The organism is Tumebacillus permanentifrigoris (genome assembly GCF_003148565.1).
GTDB lineage: Bacteria > Bacillota > Bacilli > Tumebacillales > Tumebacillaceae > Tumebacillus > Tumebacillus permanentifrigoris.
The window spans coordinates 126,976-147,603 of record NZ_QGGL01000013.1 but is presented as its reverse complement, the minus strand read 5'-3'; the positions used below and the strand labels follow the sequence as shown (position 1 = coordinate 147,603).

Sequence of the window (20,628 nt, the reverse complement as noted above, 5' to 3'; positions counted from 1 at the left end):
AAGAGATCATCCGGTATTAGCACTCGTTTCCAAGCGTTATCCCAGTCTGCCAGGCAGGTTACCCACGTGTTACTCACCCGTCCGCCGCTGACATCCATGGAGCAAGCTCCACATCAGTCCGCTCGACTTGCATGTATTAGGCACGCCGCCAGCGTTCGTCCTGAGCCAGGATCAAACTCTCAATTAAAGTTTGATTCAAGGCTCGAATCGATTCTCATCTATCACTCGTTTAGTTTTCAAGGATCAAATAATGCCGCTCAGAGGCGACGTTGATTAGAGTAGCATGTCCAACATGGATCTGTCAACTCTCTTTTTTCTCCACCGCATCTCTCGCGGCGACAGGAGTAATCATAGCATGCCCACCGCCTTTGCCTCAACCACATTCCCGAAACAAACCGAACCAAACCGCAACAAATCGCGTCAAACCAGCAGGTCCGGCACGGGAAACCTGCTTTTTTCTCCATGAAAAAGGAGTTTGCTCCTGCCTTGTTGAATTGGAATTTAAAACCAGTCTGACGAAGGAGTTACTCCCCTCTATGAAAAAAACGTTGCCAAGCCTTCTGCTCGGCGCCCTGTTGCTGTCCGCGCTGCCTACCTTGTCGGTCCACGCAGCCACCCCCGATGCGATCGGCCTCACGATCAACAACAAAATTGTGCACTTTGAAACCATGCCGTTGCAACAAAACGGCCGCGTGCTCGTCCCGTTGCGCGCGATTAGTGAAGCGATCGGCGCCACCGTCGAATGGGACGCCAAAACCCAGACCGCCACCATCACCCGCGACCACGACAAGATCGCGATGACCCTCGGCAGCACCACCGCACACAAAAACGACCAAGCGGTCACCCTCGACGTGCCGCCGCAGTTGATCGATGACGCCACCATGATTCCGGTGCGCTTCCTCATAGAAGGTCTCGGCCTGCAAGCCAAATGGGACGAAACCACCAAGACCGTGAGCATCGACACTCGCCCAGCGATCTCGCAACCGCTCCCGCCGGTCACCAATCAATCGGCACTCTCGATCAAGGAGATCGCCAAAAACTTCGACCGCGTCGTCATGATCAACATCTATGACGAAGATGGCAAACTGCTCGGCTCCGGCAGTGGCATGGTCGTCAGCGCGGACGGCAAGATCCTGACCAACCACCACGTGCTCGCCGAAGCGACGACCGCGAAAGTGGTCTTCCAAGACCAGACCACCTTCACCGCCAGCAAAGTCCTGCTCGACGATCCGGACCGCGACCTCGCGCTCATGCAAATCAACGTCTCCAACCTCACGACCGTCCAATTCGGCAACTCCGACCAACTGGAACTTGGCGATAACGTCGTCGCGATCGGTTCCCCGCTGGGCATGCAAAACACCCTGTCCGCAGGTCTCGTCTCCGGCCTGCACCGCAAAATCCCCGTCTCCAAAACCAAGGAAGTCGAGTTCCTGCAAACCAACGCCCCGTACACGTTCGGCTCCTCCGGCGGTGCCTTGTTCAACATGTACGGCAATGTGATCGGCGTAACGTCACAGAGCGCGGCCTATGTCGGCGGCGAGTTGAACTTCGCAATTCCCTCCAACGACGTGACGCGCTTCCTCGAACAACCGGTCACCCCGATGAGCTTCCCGGAATACGAGGAGTACGTGGCTGAACAGAAACAAAAAGCCAAGGAAGAACTGCTCAAGGAACACCCCGTCCCAGAGGATGACGAAGACGCCGCCTATGAAGCGAAGTACCAAAAAGCCATGGAAATCAACGCGAAACTCAAAAAGGACCATTCGGACATCACCGCACCTGGCTCTGACCAAAAACTCGATGTCAGCTACACCACCTACCCGGCGAGCGATGGCTACTCGCAGGACATCGGTATCACCGTGTACAACTACAACGCGGTCGACGCACAGGGCAACCTGAACCGTGACGCACTCAAAAGTCTGCTCCTGCAATTCACCCGATACGCGCACGATGCAGGCGCGGTCAATCCGCTCGTCCGCCTGCGGATGAACTTCGATGCCCCAGATTTCAGCAACCAGATTCTGTCGACCTCCCAACACTACGACCCGCGCACCGGCAAAGTTCATGTCTCCGGTTTCCAAGCAGGCTGGGCGATGCTCGAAGACGCAACCGGCACGATCACCTACACGCTCAACCCGGACTTCGACCACACCAAGCAATTCGCGGGACTGAACGACTAAACAGACGTTTAGAAAAACTCCCCCCTGTCCATGCTGTTCGTAGAATGGCTGCACAAGGAGGAGTTTTTTCATGTTTCACCAAAAAACGGCGTGCCTGCTCGCCGTCCTGACCCTGAGCGTTGCCCTCGTCGGCTGCTCCAAATCGGAGACGCAAGACCTGAGCACCTCCATGACACACGAACACAGTGATCCCGCCACACAATCGGTCGACGCCCCGATCCATTCAGTCGCCGCCACTCCGGCTCCGACGCTCAAGATGACCGTCGACGTCAGCCAACAGGCCGCTACGATCCACTTCGCCACCACGAACTTCAAGATCTCGCCGGAACACTACAGCCAACCGCACGTTCCTGGGGAAGGCCACATCCACCTGTTCGTCGACGGCAGCCCGACCAAAGTCGCGGTCAAGGAAGTCAGCTACAAACTCGACCACCTCACGCCCGGTCACCACAAATTGAAGGCATCGCTTCACACCAACAACCACCAACCGTACAACGTTGAGGATGCCATCGAATTCGATGTGAAGTAAAAAAAGAACCCAGCTCATGTGAGCTGGGTTCTTTTGCGCACCAATCGCAGTTCGGTCACCACGATGCCGACCAGAATCAAGACGATCCCGATCCATTGCACGCCGACGACGGCCTCATGCAACAGCAGATAAGCGGAGATCACCGCCACCGGCAGTTCGATCGCACCCAGCACAGCGGCGAGCGCGCCGCCGATCTTGGGAATTCCGATGTTGAACAGCACAGGTGGAATGACTTGTCCCAAGCCGCCGATGATCAGCGCCCAGACCCACAATCCTGCGCCCAACGAGCCGTTCCAGAGGAAGGTAGGCGGGAAGATCAAGAACACCACAAACGTCGAGACGATCGAGATCAGCGCCGAGTTCAAAAACGGAGAGCTGCCAGCCCGCACATAACTCGTAAAATACAGGAACGCCCCATACGTAAGCGACGACAGGAAGCCCAACGTCAGCCCCAGCACCGATACGTCCCCCCACTCCGAATGCAAGAGATCGACAGCAAAAAGCGTACCGAAAAAAATCAACGCCAGCGCCAGCCACTTGACGGGTGTCGGTTTGTTGCGGGCGACAAAAAAGTCGATCACCATCACCACCCACGTAAATTGAAACAACAGCACAATCGCCAGCGATGCGGGCAAGTAGGACAGGGAGAGGTAGTAAAACACACTCGTCCCCGTCGACAGCAAACCGAGAAAACTCAACAACAACAGATCGCGCCGGGTCAGGTTGCGCAGATGCCGCAGTTGGAACAGCGCAATCACCACCAACACGGCCATCGCAGCAAAGTACTGGGAGCTGGTCACGTCAGCGGGAGAGAAACCGGCGTCATACGCCATTTTTACAGCAGGAGAAATCAAGCCGTAGGAGGCCCCTCCGATCAAAACGAGGATGATTGCCAGTGTGCGGTTCATAGTTCGTCCACCTTTACTTGTCTTTTCGAAAAACGTAGTATGTACGGTAGTATGCCCTGATGAAAGGAGTTGTGCTCGTGCGTTGGGCACTCGCTTGGATGGCGGTGATTTTCGCTCTGTCCGCTTGGCCGGATCTGGTCATCACACAAATCGCAGAATACTTTGAGAAACCCCACCACTTCCTCATCGACGTGCACAAAATTCAGTGGGGGCTCATCCTCTCTCCGTCCAACCCGTTTTTTGACATCCCGACGGTTTTCACCGAAGACTATTGGCTGCACAAAGCCGGGCATTGCTTGGTCTATGCGATTCTCGGGTTGCTCACCTACCGCTGGACCCGCCGGGTCTTGCCCTCGATCATGGTCTGCATCGGGTATGCGTTTTTTGATGAGCTACACCAGGCGCTCACACACGGTCGCAGTTCGCGCCTGACCGACGTGCTGATCGATACGATCGTCGCCTTTTTGTTCATTCGCCTCGCTCATGCCGCTCGCAACCCTGACCGCACACGCACATGAAGAAACCCGTTCCCGTAGAGGAGCGGGTTTCTTTTGGGACTCGACACTCAGACGAGGCCGAGGTTCGCGGCAGCTGTCGTGCCGATGCGGCGCTTGATGTAGAGTTCCGCGAGATCATACGGGTCGTCAACCCATACGGATTGGTTGTTCTGCTTGACGGCGACACGGCGCCGGTGCTGCCCGTTGCCGAGCGACTCCTGAACGGAGTGCATCGTATTGCCGACGGGCACCCACATGTGCAGGACTTTTTTGCCCCCGACGGTGACGATGCGCATCTCGGGAAATGGCGAGAGCAGCGGGTAGATGCGGTTGTGCAACAGCGAGGCGATCGCCAGTTGGTATTTGTCTTCGTTGCCATAACGGGCGATCTCATGTCCGATGCCGACGATTTTTTTGTCGTTGGAGACGCCCAAGTAGAGGTTGCCGTTGTTGGTGTTGGCGAAGGCGACGACCGATTTGAGGATTTTTTCCTTGGAGTTGAGAAAGTCCTGCTTGAATTCGATCTCGTGGTTCTCATCCACGGTGATCGCCCGGAACACGTTGTCCTCACGCCCCAGATACAAGTAGCGAGAGATCGCTTGCAAGCGATACGTGTACGCTTCAAACACATCCGGGTCCAGCATCAAAGCTTCAATGCGCTCCGTGCTCTCCTGCCAAAACGCCTCCAGCTTGTGGTGGAAGCACAAATCAAACGAGACACGTCGCCCCAGCGAGTGGATGTCAAATCCGACTACACAAGGTGCGTCGCTCGGTTGGTAGTTGTCCATCTGCGGGTCTTCGAGCGTCAACACTCCGGTTCGGATCAGGTGGTCGAAGCAGGGGCGCAGCAACGTCAACTTTTTGCGGATGCGCTCGCGGAACAGAGGCAGACCCTCGCGCTCGACTTCTTGAAAGAGGCGAATCTGCACCTCGTCATCCTCAAGGCGTTGCACAGCTGCGACAAAACGACAATCGATAAGCCGATTCATGAGCGCCCTCCTGAATTCCCGACGTTACCGCCAGTATACGCCCCCAGACCTAAATTGGGAAGTGACCATCAACATACGTACCTGTAGAAACTCGCGACAACAGGGCGTGTTAGGTAAAAAAAGGACTTCTGACCACCCAGAGGTGGCAGAAGTCCTTTTTCCCCCGACTTACTTAGAAGAAGGTTTCCCAAGCAAGCGGAACATGTTTTTCTTGTATGCTTCTACGCCGGGTTGGTCGAACGGGTTGACGTTCAACAGGTAGCCGGAGATCGCGCAGGCTTTTTCGAAGAAGTAGAAGAGGTGCCCGACATGGTGCGCCGTCAACTCCGGGATGTGCAGGACGAAGTTCGGCACTTCGCCTTCGACGTGCGCTTCCAAGGTCCCGAGGCAAGCTTGTTGGTTGACGAAGTTCACCGTCTTGCCTGTCAGGTAGTTCAAACCGTCGAGATCGCCCTCTTGGTGCGGGATCGTCAGCTCGTCATGACCCGCTTCATCCACCCACAGCACCGTTTCAAACAGGTGACGCGGGCCTTCTTGGATGTACTGGCCCATCGAGTGCAGGTCGGTGGTGAATTGCACGGACGCCGGGTAGATGCCTTGGTGCTCCTTGCCTTCCGACTCGCCGAACAATTGCTTCCACCACTCGGCAAATGTCACGAAGCGCGGGTCGTAGGACACCAACAGTTCGATCGCCTTGCCTTGGCGGTAGAGGTTGTTGCGGTAGGCCGCGTATTGGTAGCAAGTGTTCTCCATCAAATTCGGGTTGGCGTACTGCTCTGCCGCTTCCTGCGCACCCGCAAGCATCGCTTGGATGTCAATGCCCGCTACGGCTAGCGGCAACAGACCCACCGGGGTCAGCACCGAGTAGCGACCGCCGACATCATCCGGGATCACAAAGGTGGTGTAGCCTTCTGCGTTGGATAGTTCACGCAGAGCGCCTTTGGATGCATCGGTGGTCGCGTAGATGCGCTCGCCCGCTTTTTCCCCGTATTTGTTCACCATCCACTCCCGCACGAGGCGGAAGGCGATCGCCGGTTCGGTGGTGGTGCCCGACTTGGAGATGACGTTGACGGAGACGTCCTTGCCTTCGATGACTTGGAACAGTTGGGTTATGTAAGTGGCACTCAGGTTGTGCCCGATGAAGTAGATCTCCGGCCCTTGGCGCTCTGCAGCGAACTGGTTGCGGAACGAATGGGTCAACATCTCGATCCCAGCGCGGGAACCCGCATAGGAACCGCCGATGCCGATCACGAGCAAGACCTCAGAGTTTGCGCGAATCTGCTCGGCCGCATGGAGGACGTTTTTCACGATCTCACTCTCTGCTGCGAGCGGTTGAAGCCAGCCGAGGAAGTCACTTCCGCGACCTGTACCGTTGTGTACGGTGTCATGCGCTTGTTGCACTGCTGCTTGCCAGTCGGTGTGGCTTTGCTTCAGCCACTGGTCGGCTGCTTTCGTATCCAGATGGAAGGTAGGCATTTGTTTCTCTCCTTTTCTCTTTCTACTTTTAGTTTGTACTTACATGTTGGACTCGTCAACCTATTTTGCCTCTTCCCATGCCTTCATACACATACCCGTGCTGGGACAACGACAACCCCTGCCATGCGTTGCGCCCATCGAGCAGGAGGTCACCGCGCATATGCGCTCGCAGATCCGCCCACGGCAACTCTGCAAAAACGGGCCACTCCGTCAGCAACAGCACGGCATCCGCGCCGGCAAAACAATCCGCTGCCTGTGCGGTGTACGCCACGGCCAAGTCTGGGTTCGCTTCTGCAAATGTGCGCATCGCCATCGGGTCATACGCTTGCACCTGTGCGCCCGCTGCTCGCAGGGCCCGCACAATCGTCTGGCTGGGCGCGTCACGAACGTCCTCGGTGCCCGGCTTGAAGGACAGACCGAGCACACCGATCACTGCGCCCTGCAGCGCAGGTACGTGGCGATGCAGTTTTTCCAACACGATCTGGCGTTGGCGGTCGTTGGCCTCGACGGTCGCTTGCACCAGCGACAACTGTACACCCTGTTCCTCGGCCGTGTGCAGAATCGCCGCCGCGTCCTTGCCAAAGCAACTGCCGCCCCAGCCGACGCCCGCTTGGAGAAATTGCGGCCCGATCCGCGAGTCCATGCCGATCCCGGTCGCGATGTCCAAGATATCAGCTCCCATCCGCTCAGCGAGGTTGGCGAACTCGTTCATGAAGGAGATCTTCATCGCCAGAAACGCATTGGCAGCATACTTGATCAACTCTGCGTTGATCGGCGTGGTCACGAACAGCTCCGGTCGCGTGTACCCAGGTGGGCGCTGGAGGACAGCGGGTGCTGTGTCAGGACCTGTGAGCAACGGGCGATACAGGTCGCGCAACAGTGATTCGCCTGCCCGCGATTGCACGCCGACGATGATGCGCTGCGGGTAGAACACATCGGTCAGCGCATCGCCTTCGCGCAGAAACTCCGGGTTCGACACGACCGTCACTTGATCTGAGAGGCCTCGGAACTGCAAGCGCTCCTGCAACCACCTGTGGACGAGGGCATTCGTACCCGGTGGCAACGTGGATTTCAACAGTACCACCGTCCCGCGTCCCGCCTGCCAGTGGTCGCCTACCGCCTGTACCGCCGCTTGCAAGTAGGAGAGATTCGGGGAGCCGTCCGGTTGAGCCGGGGTGCCGACGGCGATGATCGCCACGTCGACATCGGCGTCCCACTCGCTCCAGCCACAGGCATACGTGGTACGCGCTCGATACCTCGCCAACACCTCCTGCAATCCACGTTCATAAAAAGGGACTTCGCCCTGTCGCAACGTGGCAATCTGCCGCTCGTCCTCGTCGAGGAACACGACATCGTGACCGAGCACTGCCCACAACACACCTGTGCTCAGTCCGACATATCCACAACCTATTACTCCAATTTTCATGGGGGGTGCTCCAAATCCAATGCAAAATTGACAGACTCACTACCTGTGTAGTCTGTCCCGCCTTTCTGAAATTGTACTCCGTTTTCGGAGGGGTCTCAACTCGATACTAGCTATTAGAAAGAATATATATGTTAAAAGGTTATTTCCCTATTGATTTTAGGGTCAATTACTGGGAAAATTTACTCAGGGGAAAGTACTGTCTTATAAACAAGGGGGAACTAAACATGAACATGGGGAAAAAGCACTGGATTCTCACCCTGTGCACGGTGTTTGTTGGGTGCTTCCTGTTGGTCTTCGCCAACAGCGCATCCGCCGCTTCGGGTAGCGGAAACAACGGCGTGCCAGACAGACTGTCTGCTTTGGAAGAAGCGATGGGGTCGCTGACAACCAAAGTAAACGCGCAACAAGCATCGATCACCGCACTGCAGACGCAAAACGCGTCGCTCCAGACGGTGAACGACACACAGAAAGCCCAGATCGAAGCCTTGACACAGAAGCTCAACGCGCAACAAGATCTGGTTACACAATTGCAAACGGGCAACACCGCCCTGCAAAACTCTGTCCGCAGCCTGAGCCAAAACGTGTCGGCCCTGCAGACCGTTGTGTCAAGCTATGATCAAAAATTCACCCAATTTGGTGCAAGCCTCGACAGCCACCAAGCCAAATTGGAAAAGTTGGCTGCGGCCGATGCTTCGTTCTCCACGCAACTGACCACAGTGACAACCGACCTCAGCTCCACGAAGACGATCGCGAACACGAATGCGCAGAACATCACGACGCTGTTCGGCAACGTGCGCGATGTGAACACCAAGGTCGACAGCTTCGCAGCCTCGATTGCGCAAGTGAAAGCCCAATCCACGCTGAACACCACCATGCTCACCGCACTGGCTGAGACGGTCAACCAAGGACGAATCACCGCTGAAGCTGTGAAAAAGTCGCTGACCGATCGCATCGACGCGCTCGATCTCAAAGTGACCGCACTGCAAGGCAGCGTGAATGGCTATGACGCGAAGTTCACAATCCAGAACACGCAGATGGCGAACCTGACGACTGCACTGAGCCAAGCGCAAGCAGCGAGTGCAAAAGTCGATGCGCTGGCAACGTCTGTCGCCCAAGCGCAAGCACAAGCGACGAGCAACACCACGGCCATCAATGACTTGAGCACCGCCATCGCAGCCTTGAAATCTACACAGCTCGCCGCTCCAGCCTTGACCACAGACACGACAGCCTTGCAAGCACAACTGACGTACCTGAACACGCAAGTTCAAGTCCAAGCAACCGACCTGAACGAGCTGAAGAGCACCATCGCAGATCTGCAAACCAAACTGGTCGCACAGACACCTGTCGCGACAACACTGCCAGCTACGTCTACGGCTCCGACCCCGGAACCGACGACTCCAGTTCCGACCACTCCGGTCCCGACCACTCCGGTCCCGACCACTCCGGTTCCGACGACTCCGGTTCCAACGACTCCGGTCCCGACCACTCCGGTTCCGACTACCCCGGTTCCGACTACCCCGGTTCCGACGACTCCGGTTCCGACGACTCCGGTTCCGACCACTCCGGCTCCGACGACTCCGGCTCCGACGACTCCGGTTCCGACCACTCCGGTTCCGACGACTCCGGTTCCGACCACTCCGGTTCCGACTACTCCGGTCCCGACCACTCCGGTTCCGACCACTCCGGTCCCGACGACTCCGGCCCTGCCGGCGGGTCAATCGTTTGAAGAGAACAACAGCGCCCTGACCTACAGCGGCGCGTGGATCGACGGCACCAACGCTTCGTTCTCCAAAGGAACCGCGAAGTATTCCTCCGCGAGCGGCGCATCTGTCTCGTTCTCCTTCACCGGCACCAGCATCAAAATCGGGGGTTACAAATCCGCGTACATGGGGATCGCTGACGTGATCATCGACGGTGTCAAAGTCGGCACCATCGACTATTACAACAGCACCAACCTCTACAAGCAACAACTGTTCGAACTCGCCAACCTCACCGATGGCACGCACACGATCAGCATCGTGCGCAGTGGTACCAAAAACGCAGCAGCGCTCGGCACCTTCATCAACCTTGACTACGTCACCTTGCCGTAATCACGCTCTGTATGCCAAAAAGAACCGGTCTCGCATCTGCGAGACCGGTTCTTTTTTATGAAGTACGCATGAGTTCGGGGAACAGTCGCTCCATCTCTTCCATCTTGTCAGGATCGCACTTGTAGGTCTGAACCAGCACGCGCAACCAGTAGCGAATGTACAGGTCTTGGTTTTCCAGCTCGTTGTCATGTGCCATCTGGATCAATTTCTCCATCAACTGATGCAAGTTCTCCACGTCGAAGTCCAACGGATGACCGTAGAAGATCCGGTTATGCACCGTCGAGTGCAGACCCTCTTCGTTCATCAACAATTCCTCGAAGAGCTTCTCGCCTGGACGAATGCCGGTGAATCGGACGGGGATGTCCACATCTGGCTTCAAGCCAGACAACTGGATGACCGCCCGTGCCAAGTCGACGATCTTGACCGGTTGCCCCATGTCGAGGATGAAGATCTCGCCACCCTCCGCCATCGCTCCGGCTTGAATCACCAATTGCGAAGCCTCTGGAATCGTCATGAAATAACGAACCATGTCCGGGTGCGTCACCGTCACCGGACCGCCCTCGCGAATCTGGCGTTGGAAGACCGGGATGACACTGCCACGGCTGCCCAGCACGTTGCCAAACCGTACAGCGACAAACTTCGTCTCGCTGATCCGGTCGAGGCTCTGCACGATCATCTCCGCTACACGCTTGGTCACGCCCATGACGCTGGTCGGGTTGACTGCCTTATCGGAGGAGATCAGCACGAACCGCGACGTCCCGCTCAGATGGGCACACTCGGCGACATTGCGCGTGCCGACCACGTTGTTTTTGATCGCTTCGGCCGGATTGCGCTCCATCAGCGGCACGTGCTTGTGCGCTGCGGCATGGAACACAACCGAAGGGTGGAAGGTTTGGAACACGTTCTCGATGCGCGTGCGGTCTTGGATGTCGGCGATCAACGTCTCCAAGTTCACGTCAGGAAACGTATTGCGCAACTCCAACTCGATCTCGTAGATGCTGTTCTCACCATGCCCCAGCAACAGCAACTTGGCGGGCGAGAACTTGGCGATCTGGCGGCAGAGTTCCGATCCGATCGAACCCCCAGCGCCCGTGACCAGCACCACTTGGTCGCGCAGGTACTCCGCGATGATGTCGAGATCGACCTTGACCGGTTCGCGTCCGAGCAGATCCTCCAAGCAGATGTCGCGCATCTGATGGCTTGGTGCCAAGTCGCTCAGGAAGTCGGAGATGCGCGGCAACGTCTTGACCTTGGCGGACGTCTCCCGGCAGATGTTGATGATCTTGGCAATCTCTTCAGAATGCAACGACGGCATCGCGATCACGATCTGTTGAATGTTCAAGCGTTTGACCGCATCGGGGATGTCGGTGCGCCCACCGACGACCGGCAAGCCCATCACATCAAGCTTGTGCTTGGAGCGGTCATCATCGATGAACGCCACCGGGACCCCTCGAACATGACGCACCTGTTTCAATTCGCGTGCCAAAAGCGCCCCACCGCTCCCAGCCCCGACGATCAAGATGCGTTCCTCGTTGGTGCGCGACCGCAGCAGAGACGTCCGCAACAGACGCCAGCCGATCCGCATCCCAAGCATTGCGCTGGTCGTGAACAACCAAGTGACCAGGTAGATTGGACGCGGTACGAGATACATCGGCGACGATATCGCGATGAGTTGGTTCAGTCCGAACACGATGATCCCGACGATGGTTGTCGCCGTGAACAACAGGTAGAACTCTCCGATGCTGGCATATTCCCAGATCTTGCGGTAGACCCCGCTGATCGAGAAGACCAGCAAGGTGATCACCGCATACATTGCACACACATACGGCAAGCCAGTTAAGATCTGGTACTCGTTTTGGGACGTGATCCCGAAATCAAGCAGGTTCCAGTACACCAGCACGATGACAGTTGAGACGACGAAGGCGTCCAGCACCCCCAACAGACCCCAACGCAATCTGTAGCTCATGAGACGACTCCCCCCACACCCCTTCGGGCTTTCTATACGTTCACTTGCACTTGGGCGCGCAATTTCGCAACCACAACATCAACTTGCTCTTCCGTCATGTTGGTGAAGAACGGGATCGCCAGCGTCCCTTTTGCCACGCGCTCCGTCACCGGGAAGTCGCCTTCCTTGAACCCGAACTGTTCCATGTAGAACGGTTGCAGGTGGATCGGCGTGAAGTACGGACGGCAGCCGATGCCATCATTGGACAGCGTGTGCATGATCTCGTCGCGGTTGAACTCCGGTGCAAAACGGATCACGTACACAAACCAACTGACTTCTGCGTCCTCCACCGATTGCGGCAGGATGATGCCCGGCACATCGCGCAGCTTCTCAAAGTACATGTCCGCCACCGCTTGACGGCGCTTGAGGATGTCCTCGACGCGCTCCATCTGGGCAATCCCCAGCGCTGCACTCAACTCATCCATCCGGTAGTTCCAGCCGAGGCGAACGTGTGACAGCCAGAGGCCATCCTCTCCGCGCCCTTGGTTGCGCAGCGAGAAGCACAGGTTCGCGAGTTCCTCGTCATCGGTGACGACGATCCCGCCCTCGCCTGTGGTCAACTGCTTGTTGGGGTAGAAGGCAAACACGCCCGCATCCCCTAACGCGCCGGCCGGTTTGCCCTTCCACTTCGCCCCGATCGCTTCACAGGAGTCCTCGATGATTTTCAAGTTGTATTTGTCTGCGAGACGGCGAATCTCCGTCATGTTCGCCGGCTGGCCAAACACGTGGACAGGCAGGATTGCTTTGGTGCGCTCCGTGATCTTCGCTTCAATCTGTGTCACGTCGATGTTGTACGTCTGCTCGTCGATGTCGACAAAAACGGGCGTGGCCCGTTCGAACAGCACGCAGTTGCTCGACGCGACAAAGCTGAACGGCGTCGTGATCACTTCGTCCCCATCCTTGATCCCCATCGCATGGACGAGCATGTGCAAGCCACTCGTGCCGCTGTTGCAAGAAATCGCATACTTCGTGCCTGCATATTCGGCCATCATACGCTCGAACTCGACCGCTTTCGGCCCCAAGCCGAGGTGACCCGATTCGAGAACCTCCAGCACCAGTTCCTTTTCACGTTCCCCAAGATCTGGTCCAGACAATGGAATCTTCATGAGCTTCCCCACCTTCACACAGTTTTTTTGAATGATTTGACGACCGCAGGTACCCCTACCGCGATCGCCGCTGCTGGGATTTCACGGATCACCGTTGCCCCAGCCCCGATGGTCGACCATGCGCCGATGCGCACGCCAGGGATCGCCAGCGCACCTGTGCCCAGATGAGCACCTTCGCCAACGGTCACCGCTCCGGCCAGATGGACGCCTGGCGAGAGATGCGCGTAGTCACCGATCACACCGTCATGATCGACCGTCGCCGCCGTGTTGAGGATCGCATGGCGACCGACCACCGTGTCGGCGTTGAGAATTGCTCCTGGCATCACGACACTGCCTGCCCCGATCTCCACGTTGGAACCCAAGATCGCGCTCGGGTCGATCAGCGTGGCGAAGGCAAGCGGGAAGTCGCGAAGCGACTGGACGATTTTTTTCCGAATCAGGTTATCACCGACGGCGATCACCACTTGTCGGTTCTCGCCGAGTCCCTCCGTGACCGCAAGCGCGACCGAACCCAAGTACAACGGATTCGGTCGTGCCGGTTCACGGTCATCGAGGTAGCCGACGATGAGATGTCCGCACCGCCGCGCGATGTCGGCGACGACTTTGCTATGTCCACCCATGCCGATCAGGATCAGGTCTGCCATCGTTACATCCCCTTTTGTTGCTGCGAAGAATCGCCCGTAAAGCGCGAGACGGTCGCCTGTCCGTCTTGGTTGATGTCGACAGGACGCACCACGCGCAGGAAGGTCATCCAGAGAATTTTGATGTCCAGCCAAAACGATTGGTTGTCAACGTACCAGACGTCGAGGGCGAATTTCTCCTCCCACGAGATCGAGTTGCGCCCGTTGACTTGTGCCCAACCCGTGATGCCCGGACGGACATCATGGCGACGCGCTTGCTCTGTACTGTACAGCGGCAAGTATTCCGGGAGCAACGGACGCGGGCCGACCAGCGAGATGTCGCCACGCAGGACGTTGATCAACTGCGGCAGTTCATCCAAACTCCAGTTGCGCAGGAAGACGCCAAATGCGGTCATGCGCTCTGCATCTGGCAACAGTGCCCCCTGTGCATCACGCTGGTCGGTCATCGTGCGAAACTTGTGCAGACGGATGATCTTGCCGTACATGCCGGGACGCTCTTGGGAGAACAGCACCGGGCTTCCGAGGTACACGCGCACCAGTACCCACAACACAGCGACCAGCGGTGCGAAGAGGATCATAATGATGAGTGCCACTGTTAAATCGAACAACCGCTTGATCATGAGGGAAGCCCTCCTCTCCCGAACCGTTTACTCGCTTGGCCTTTGTACGCAACGCGCAAGGCTTCCGCATAGATATCCTCAATCTGTTGTACCACATTCTCGGTACGATACGGTTGCACCCGTTCGCGGATCTCTCGACCCATCTCAGCCAAGCGCTCTGGCTGTGTTAACAGGTCATAGAGCGCATCAGCCGTCGCCTCCACATCACCGATCGGCACGAGACGGCCCGTCTCGCCATCCTGCACCAAGTCGCGACTGCCCCGAATGTTCGTCGCGAGGATCGGACGACCCGATGCCATCGCTTCCAACAGGAATCGCGGCAAGCCTTCGCGCTTGGAGAGCAGAGTGCAGACGTCAGAGAGCGCGATCAACTCCGGCACATCCAACCGATAGCCGAGCAACTGGACTTGGTCTTGCAAGCCCAAGTCCTTGGCGCGCTGGAGCAAGATCGTGTCCTGTTCGCCCACACCTACGAGCAGGCAGCGGACACGAAGCCCACGCTCGGTGACGCGATGTACGGCTTCGATCAGTTGGATCTGGTTTTTGTTGTCATTCAATTCGGCGATGCAGAGCACGACATGTTCCTCTGGTGCGATCTGCAACTCAGCGCGCAGGCGTTCCCTGCCTGCTTGCGTGATCTCCGGTTGGAAGCGCTCCACGTCCACACCGACGCCGGGCACGTACTTGATGCTTTGGCGAGCAGGTAGACGAGACGACGCGCGCTCGTAGTCCTCGCGATTGATCGTGATCAACACATCGGTCCACGGTGCCATCAACCGCTCCACCGGGTAGTACAGCAACCAGAACGGAAGCGGTGCCCCTTGGAAAAAGTGGAAACCGTGCGCCGTGTACAAGACCGCAGGTGTCTTGGCAAACTTCCCGGCGATCCGCCCGATGATCGAAGCGACCGGCGTGTGTACATGGACGAGTTCAAACTGCTCCCGCTTGAAATGTCCGATCAGCGCTCGCGCTGCTCGGACGTTTTGCCAACGCAACGGCGACCGTGCAATCGGAATGTCGTGGCAGACGATGCCGCGCTCTTGCAAGCGCACTTTGGCATAATCGTCCTCGGCAAAAGCGTGCACTTCGTAGCCCGCACGCTGCAACATCTCCATCACCGGCACATGAAACAGCTCGAAGTGCCGATAGACAGACGCGACAAACGCGGCTTTTTTCTGAACGTTCACTGGCTCCACCTCCGCCATCACAGTCTCCAGAGCTGGATGCCATCCGGCGTGCAGGTCGGGTCGAGTTGGTGCTTCAGATCGACGACGACCCCTTGGCCGTTTTTCAACAGCCCGGATACGCCTGCCCACCCGAGTTCACCGTAGGAGCGATGCGAGACCGCATAGACGACCGCGTCTGCTGCTGGCAACTCTTCCATTTGCACGAGGTTCACGCCAAATTCATGTGCCGCTTGCTCCGGGTCGCCCAACGGATCGTGTACGGAGACGTTGACGCCGAACTCTTCGAGTTCGCGGACGATGTCCACGACTTTGGAGTTGCGCAGGTCTGAGACGTTCTCTTTGAACGTCAGCCCGAGGATCGTCACACAGGAACCGTGCAGCTTCACGCCTTGGTTCGCCATCTGTTTGACCAGCGACGTGGCGATGAAGCGGCCCATATTGTCGTTGATGCGACGTCCAGCGAGTATGACTTGCGGGTGATAGCCGATGCTCTCGGCCTTGTGCGTCAGGTAGTACGGATCGACGCCGATGCAGTGACCGCCGACCAGACCTGGCGTGAACGGCAGGAAGTTCCACTTCGTGCGCGCCGCATCCAACACATCGCGCGTGTCGATGCCCAGTCGGTCGAAGATCATCGCCAATTCGTTCATCAATGCGATGTTCAAGTCGCGCTGGGTGTTCTCGATGACTTTCGCCGCTTCTGCAACTTTGATCGAACCGGCGCGGAACACGCCCGCTTGGACAACACTGCCATACATGTCCGCGACGATGTTCAGCGTGTCTTCGTTTTGGCCGGAGACGACCTTCACGATGTTCGTGAAGGTGTGTTCATGATCGCCCGGATTGATGCGCTCCGGGGAGTAGCCGACAAAAAAGTCCACGCCGCATACCAGACCAGAGGCACTTTCCAACACCGGCACGCAATACTCCTCGGTCGTGCCCGGATAGACGGTCGATTCATAGACGACCACCGTGCCCGGACTCATGTGCTTCCCAACCGTTTCCGACGATTTGCGCAGCGCGGTCAGGTCCGGTTTCTTCGCCTCGTCGATCGGTGTAGGTACAGCGACGATGATAAACTCACACTCCGACAGACGCGTCGGGTCATACGTATACTCCAAGTTTGTCGCCGCTTGCAATTCCTCGACGCTGTGCTCTCCGTTTTCATCCAAGAACTGGGACAGTGCATTCACACGGCGTTCGTAGACGTCAAAACCTACCGTCGGCCACTTTTCCCCAAAAGCCAACGCGACCGGCAATCCTACATAACCGAGACCTACTACCCCTACCTTTTTCTCTCTCATGGCCTACACCCCATAGTAGTTTCTATACCACTGCACAAAGTTCCCAATGCCTTCGTCAATGCTGGTCGACGGTTTGAAATCGACGTCGCGCCAGAGATCATCCACATCTGCAAACGTCCCCGGCACATCCCCCGGTTGCATCGGCAAGTATTCCTTGATCGCTTCGATGCCCAACTTGCGCTCCAACGTGGAGACGTATTCGCCTAGATGAATCGGGCTGTGACTGCCGATGTTGTACAACCGATACGGTGCGTAACTGCTGCCTGGGTCTGGGTTGTGACCGTCCCAGTCCGGATTCGGCTGGGCCGGTTTTTCCGCGAGGCGCACGATGCCTTCGACGATGTCGTCGATGTAGGTGAAGTCCCGCATCATATCGCCGTTGTTGAACAGTTGGATCGGCTTGCCTTCGAGGATCGCCTTCGTGAACAGGAACAGCGCCATGTCCGGGCGTCCCCACGGGCCGTACACGGTGAAAAAGCGCAGGCCGGTCGTCGGCAGTCCGAACAGGTTGCTATAAGTATGGGCCATCATCTCGTTGGATTTCTTGGAAGCCGCGTAGAGGCTGAGCGGATGGTTCACACTCTGATGAACAGAGAACGGCATCTCGGTGTTGGCCCCGTAGACCGACGAAGAGGACGCGTACAACAGGTGTTTGACCCCGCTATGGCGGCACCCCTCCAAGATGTTCAGAAACCCAACGATGTTCGAATCGATGTAGGCACGCGGGTTCTCCAAGCTATAGCGAACGCCGGCCTGTGCTGCCAAGTTGATCACCGTATCAAACTGATGCTCGGCAAACAGGGCGTCCATCTCCGCGGTATCTTGCAACTTCACTTTGGCAAATGTGAAACTCTCGTGCGGGAGCAATTGCGCCAGACGCGCTTCCTTGAGCTGTGGATCGTAGTAATCGTTGATCTCATCGAGACCGACGACGTGCGCGCCGGCAGCCAACAGTCGTTGTGCTACATGAAAGCCGATAAAACCGGCCGCGCCGGTAACCAGCACTTTTTTCGTCATCCGTTGTGTGCTCCCTTCAAGACGTCATCATAGAGGTGTTCGTAGCGTTTGACGATCGATTCCAGAGAAAAATTCTCCTGCACGCGCTGGCGGGACAGTCGTCCTAACTCCGCCAACTTGGCGCGATCCATGCTGACCAGCGATTGCCACGCCACAGCCAGCGACGCAGGGTCGCGCGGCGGAACGACGACGCCATGCTTGCCGACGATCCACGCCGAATCCCCGACGTCGGTGACCACACACGGCGTTCCACAGGCCATCGCCTCACCAATCACGTTGGAGAAGCCCTCGCTGTACGACGAGGATGTCAACACGTCTAGCGCTGACATCAACCGCGGTGTGTCGTTGCGCTCGCCCAACAGGTGTACGTTGCCCTGCAGGTTGAACTCCTCCACCCATCGCGCCAAGTCCGGGTTCTCCATCGTCACGCCGCGCCCCGCACAGAGGAAGTGTACCTCCGAGTTCGAATGGCGCAAGTGTGAAGCCGCTTCGAGGAAGTTGCGATGATCCTTCATCGGGTCGTAGCGACCGATCAGCCCGATCAGGAAGGCATCCTCGGGCAATCCGAGCTCCTCGCGCACCGTGCGAGCGGCATCCTCCGACGGTGCGAACAAGTTGAGATCGAAACCGTTGGGCAACACCGTGCGATGCTTGGCACTATAGCCGAGCGCTTCGTGCTGCCCGGCTCCGGTCTTGGTGTTGTAGATGATCGCACGCGGCTTTTTGGAAAGCCAGCGGCTGCCGGCAATCAGCAGCGCGGTGGATTTTTTTTCATACTTGAGCGAGTAGACGCAGTGGCGGATGTTCCAGAGCACAGGCACTTTGTGCTTTTGCCCCGCGTTCGCCAGTTGAGCGGCGAGGTTGCCGTGGTACATCCAGCCTTGCAACAGATCGGGTCCGATCTCGCGAACCTTGCGGATCAGGCGTCCGACGGCTGCGGGCGTAGGCCGCCCTGGACTCATGTTGACCGTATGCACCTCGACGCCGCTCTGACGCAAGCGCTCACCGATCACGCCATCGCCCATCAGCGAGAGCACGATCGGTTGAAAACGCGTGCGGTCGATCCGATCGCACAGTTTCCACAACATCATCTCAGCACCGCCGACATGCAAGCCGGTGATGACGAACAAGAGTTTTTTCATGAGGGTCCCTCCTTGGCCTTCGGGGGGGCATTCTCGGCTTGGACCCGCTCCAAGTAGCGCACCAAAAGTACCATCGCTACGAGCAGTCCGAGCACGAACGCCACCTCCTGTACGAAGGCCGCCGCGTTGATGCGGTTCATATTCATCGCTTGCGGCGTTAACACGGCACTCAACAACAAGCCGTTGCGGGAACTCGACTTGGCTTTAGCCAGTCGGATAAACACATACGCCAGACCCATGAAGACCAGAAACACGCCGACATAGCCGAGGTTGATATACCCTTCGGCGAGCGGTGAGTACCCCCAACCGATCGCCGAGTTGCGGTCCGAGTAGAACAGATATTGAATCTGCTTGGCAAACGATTGCGCGACTGTCAACGGCTTCTGCCCGATGTAGAGCAGACGCGGCAGGATCATCGGCACCGCCAGCAAGTACGTCAACCCATACTGGTAACTCGACGGATGTTCAAGGGAGTACAGCAGGGTAAAATACGGCCCGGATGCTTCCCCGCCAGCCGGCGAGAACCACTCCACATCGAAGTTGCGGTTGAGATAGTCCATCATGTCGCCAAATGTAAACGTCCCGTCGAACAAGAACGGGATGAAAAAGCGAATCTGGTTGAAGATCTGGAAGAAAATATACACCGGCACGAGAAAGATCGAGATCCGCAAGAGCTTGATCCGCACCCCGGCAAAGTACACGGTCGAAAAGATGATGACGGAGTAGGTCATCATCCGGCGATCGCCCTGCATCATCATCAGCAACGACCAGAGACCGACCGCCGTAATCGTCAAAAGCGGCCGCAACTGCAAGGGTGGCACGTTGCGAATACTGAACGCGAGCATCGCGATGCCGACAAATACGAACGTCGTATACGGTAGCCCAAGCCCGCCTGAAGCGTGGGCGAGCATCTCGATGCGCACCCCGCGGTCCAGTTTGAGCGCGTAGAACAGGCCGCCGATGCGCTGGAAGTCCAGCAACAACAGCAAGATCCCGATCAGGAACAGCGACAACCCGACCCAGTAGTGGTTCATCGTTCCGCTGATGCTCTTGACTTGCTCCGGGTCGAGGGCGCCAGCGGAGCCTTTTTTCGGAGAAAAAATCACTTGTCCAAACACCAAGCCGATGACGCCCACCAACCCGCAGATGCAGGCTTTTAGATAGGTGGACTCATCAAACTGCACCGGGTAGGCATTGTCCAAAAAACCGAAGTTGATGAAGTGCGACGCCGTCGAGATCAGCAAAATCGGATTGTAACTCAGAAAAAACGCGGCAAACAGGATGCCAAAATCGAACATGTCCTGCGTTTGCCGGAATCGTGAGCGGATAAACAAAACCAGCAGGAAGGTATTGAAATACGAGATCAGCTGAATCAACCGCCAGACCCCGTTTTCTCCCTCCGTCAATTTCTCGCTGAAGGGGACCGAGTAGTAACCGATAACGCCAGCGACCAAGATCAGTAGTATCGTTGAGGAAAGTCGCTTTCCTAGCGTTTGGACCAACGTATCCCC

17 protein-coding genes and 1 rRNA gene are annotated in these 20,628 nt (G+C 57.3%); 4 read left to right on the top strand and 14 right to left on the bottom strand.

What is annotated here, in order from left to right; all coding sequences use genetic code 11:
- Positions 1–187: ribosomal RNA gene (locus tag C7459_RS15440) — 16S ribosomal RNA — on the bottom strand; the annotation flags it as partial.
- Positions 188–536: 349 nt separating this feature from the next.
- Here C7459_RS15440 and C7459_RS15435 point away from each other — a divergent pair.
- Positions 537–2,180 (top strand): stalk domain-containing protein, encoded by a 1,644-nt coding sequence (locus C7459_RS15435; RefSeq protein ID WP_109690200.1) that lies wholly within the window; start codon positions 537–539, stop codon positions 2,178–2,180.
- 70 nt (positions 2,181–2,250) lie between these two features.
- A complete protein-coding gene (locus tag C7459_RS15430; RefSeq protein ID WP_109690199.1) occupies positions 2,251–2,709 on the top strand; it encodes a hypothetical protein in 459 nt (152 codons plus the stop codon).
- A 14-nt stretch (positions 2,710–2,723) separates the two neighbouring features.
- On the opposite strand, the gene C7459_RS15425 is transcribed toward C7459_RS15430, so the two are convergent.
- A complete protein-coding gene (locus C7459_RS15425) occupies positions 2,724–3,617 on the bottom strand; it encodes an EamA family transporter (protein WP_109690198.1) in 894 nt (297 codons plus the stop codon).
- 77 nt (positions 3,618–3,694) lie between these two features.
- On the opposite strand from C7459_RS15425, the gene C7459_RS15420 reads away from it, so the two are divergent.
- Positions 3,695–4,135, top strand: a complete 441-nt coding sequence (locus C7459_RS15420; RefSeq protein ID WP_170119492.1) for a VanZ family protein — start codon at positions 3,695–3,697, stop codon at positions 4,133–4,135.
- A 47-nt stretch (positions 4,136–4,182) separates the two neighbouring features.
- Here C7459_RS15420 and C7459_RS15415 read toward each other — a convergent pair whose 3' ends face one another.
- The 3 genes from C7459_RS15415 to C7459_RS15405 all read right to left on the bottom strand — a co-directional run bounded on the left by C7459_RS15415 (position 4,183) and on the right by C7459_RS15405 (position 8,005).
- Positions 4,183–5,103 (bottom strand): AlbA family DNA-binding domain-containing protein, encoded by a 921-nt coding sequence (locus C7459_RS15415; protein ID WP_109690196.1) that lies wholly within the window; start codon positions 5,101–5,103, stop codon positions 4,183–4,185.
- A gap of 168 nt (positions 5,104–5,271) precedes the next feature.
- The gene (locus C7459_RS15410; RefSeq protein ID WP_109690195.1) at positions 5,272–6,579 is read right to left on the bottom strand and encodes a glucose-6-phosphate isomerase; all 1,308 of its coding nucleotides are present in this window, start codon (positions 6,577–6,579) and stop codon (positions 5,272–5,274) included.
- A 55-nt stretch (positions 6,580–6,634) separates the two neighbouring features.
- Positions 6,635–8,005, bottom strand: a complete 1,371-nt coding sequence (locus tag C7459_RS15405; protein ID WP_109690194.1) for a UDP-glucose dehydrogenase family protein — start codon at positions 8,003–8,005, stop codon at positions 6,635–6,637.
- A gap of 224 nt (positions 8,006–8,229) precedes the next feature.
- On the opposite strand from C7459_RS15405, the gene C7459_RS23700 reads away from it, so the two are divergent.
- Positions 8,230–10,095, top strand: coding sequence for a hypothetical protein (locus C7459_RS23700; RefSeq protein ID WP_211320405.1), 1,866 nt, complete (start codon positions 8,230–8,232; stop codon positions 10,093–10,095).
- 55 nt (positions 10,096–10,150) lie between these two features.
- Here the strand turns inward: C7459_RS23700 and C7459_RS15395 are convergent, their stop codons facing one another.
- From C7459_RS15395 to C7459_RS15355, 9 genes are read right to left on the bottom strand one after another with little or no spacing between them, the layout of a single operon-like run.
- Positions 10,151–12,061, bottom strand: coding sequence for a polysaccharide biosynthesis protein (locus C7459_RS15395; protein ID WP_245884568.1), 1,911 nt, complete (start codon positions 12,059–12,061; stop codon positions 10,151–10,153).
- A gap of 32 nt (positions 12,062–12,093) precedes the next feature.
- Positions 12,094–13,206: a DegT/DnrJ/EryC1/StrS family aminotransferase gene (locus C7459_RS15390; protein ID WP_109690193.1), complete on the bottom strand. Its 1,113-nt coding sequence runs from the start codon at positions 13,204–13,206 to the stop codon at positions 12,094–12,096.
- A 14-nt stretch (positions 13,207–13,220) separates the two neighbouring features.
- Positions 13,221–13,850 carry an acetyltransferase gene (locus tag C7459_RS15385; RefSeq protein ID WP_109690192.1) on the bottom strand — a complete coding sequence of 210 codons (630 nt, stop codon included), beginning with the start codon at positions 13,848–13,850 and terminating at the stop codon, positions 13,221–13,223.
- Between the two features lie 2 nt (positions 13,851–13,852).
- A complete protein-coding gene (locus tag C7459_RS15380) occupies positions 13,853–14,467 on the bottom strand; it encodes a sugar transferase (protein WP_109690191.1) in 615 nt (204 codons plus the stop codon).
- Positions 14,464–15,654, bottom strand: coding sequence for a glycosyltransferase family 4 protein (locus tag C7459_RS15375; protein ID WP_170119491.1), 1,191 nt, complete (start codon positions 15,652–15,654; stop codon positions 14,464–14,466). Before C7459_RS15375 ends, C7459_RS15380 begins: the two co-directional genes overlap by 4 nt.
- 17 nt (positions 15,655–15,671) lie before the next feature.
- On the bottom strand, positions 15,672–16,958 hold the full coding sequence (locus tag C7459_RS15370) for a nucleotide sugar dehydrogenase (protein ID WP_109690189.1): 1,287 nt from the start codon (positions 16,956–16,958) through the stop codon (positions 15,672–15,674).
- Positions 16,959–16,961: 3 nt separating this feature from the next.
- Positions 16,962–17,975 (bottom strand): NAD-dependent epimerase, encoded by a 1,014-nt coding sequence (locus tag C7459_RS15365; RefSeq protein ID WP_109690188.1) that lies wholly within the window; start codon positions 17,973–17,975, stop codon positions 16,962–16,964.
- Positions 17,972–19,117: a glycosyltransferase family 4 protein gene (locus C7459_RS15360; protein ID WP_109690187.1), complete on the bottom strand. Its 1,146-nt coding sequence runs from the start codon at positions 19,115–19,117 to the stop codon at positions 17,972–17,974. Before C7459_RS15360 ends, C7459_RS15365 begins: the two co-directional genes overlap by 4 nt.
- Positions 19,114–20,619 carry an O-antigen polysaccharide polymerase Wzy gene (locus C7459_RS15355; protein WP_109690186.1) on the bottom strand — a complete coding sequence of 502 codons (1,506 nt, stop codon included), beginning with the start codon at positions 20,617–20,619 and terminating at the stop codon, positions 19,114–19,116. Before C7459_RS15355 ends, C7459_RS15360 begins: the two co-directional genes overlap by 4 nt.
- Between the last annotated feature and the right edge of the window lie 9 nt (positions 20,620–20,628).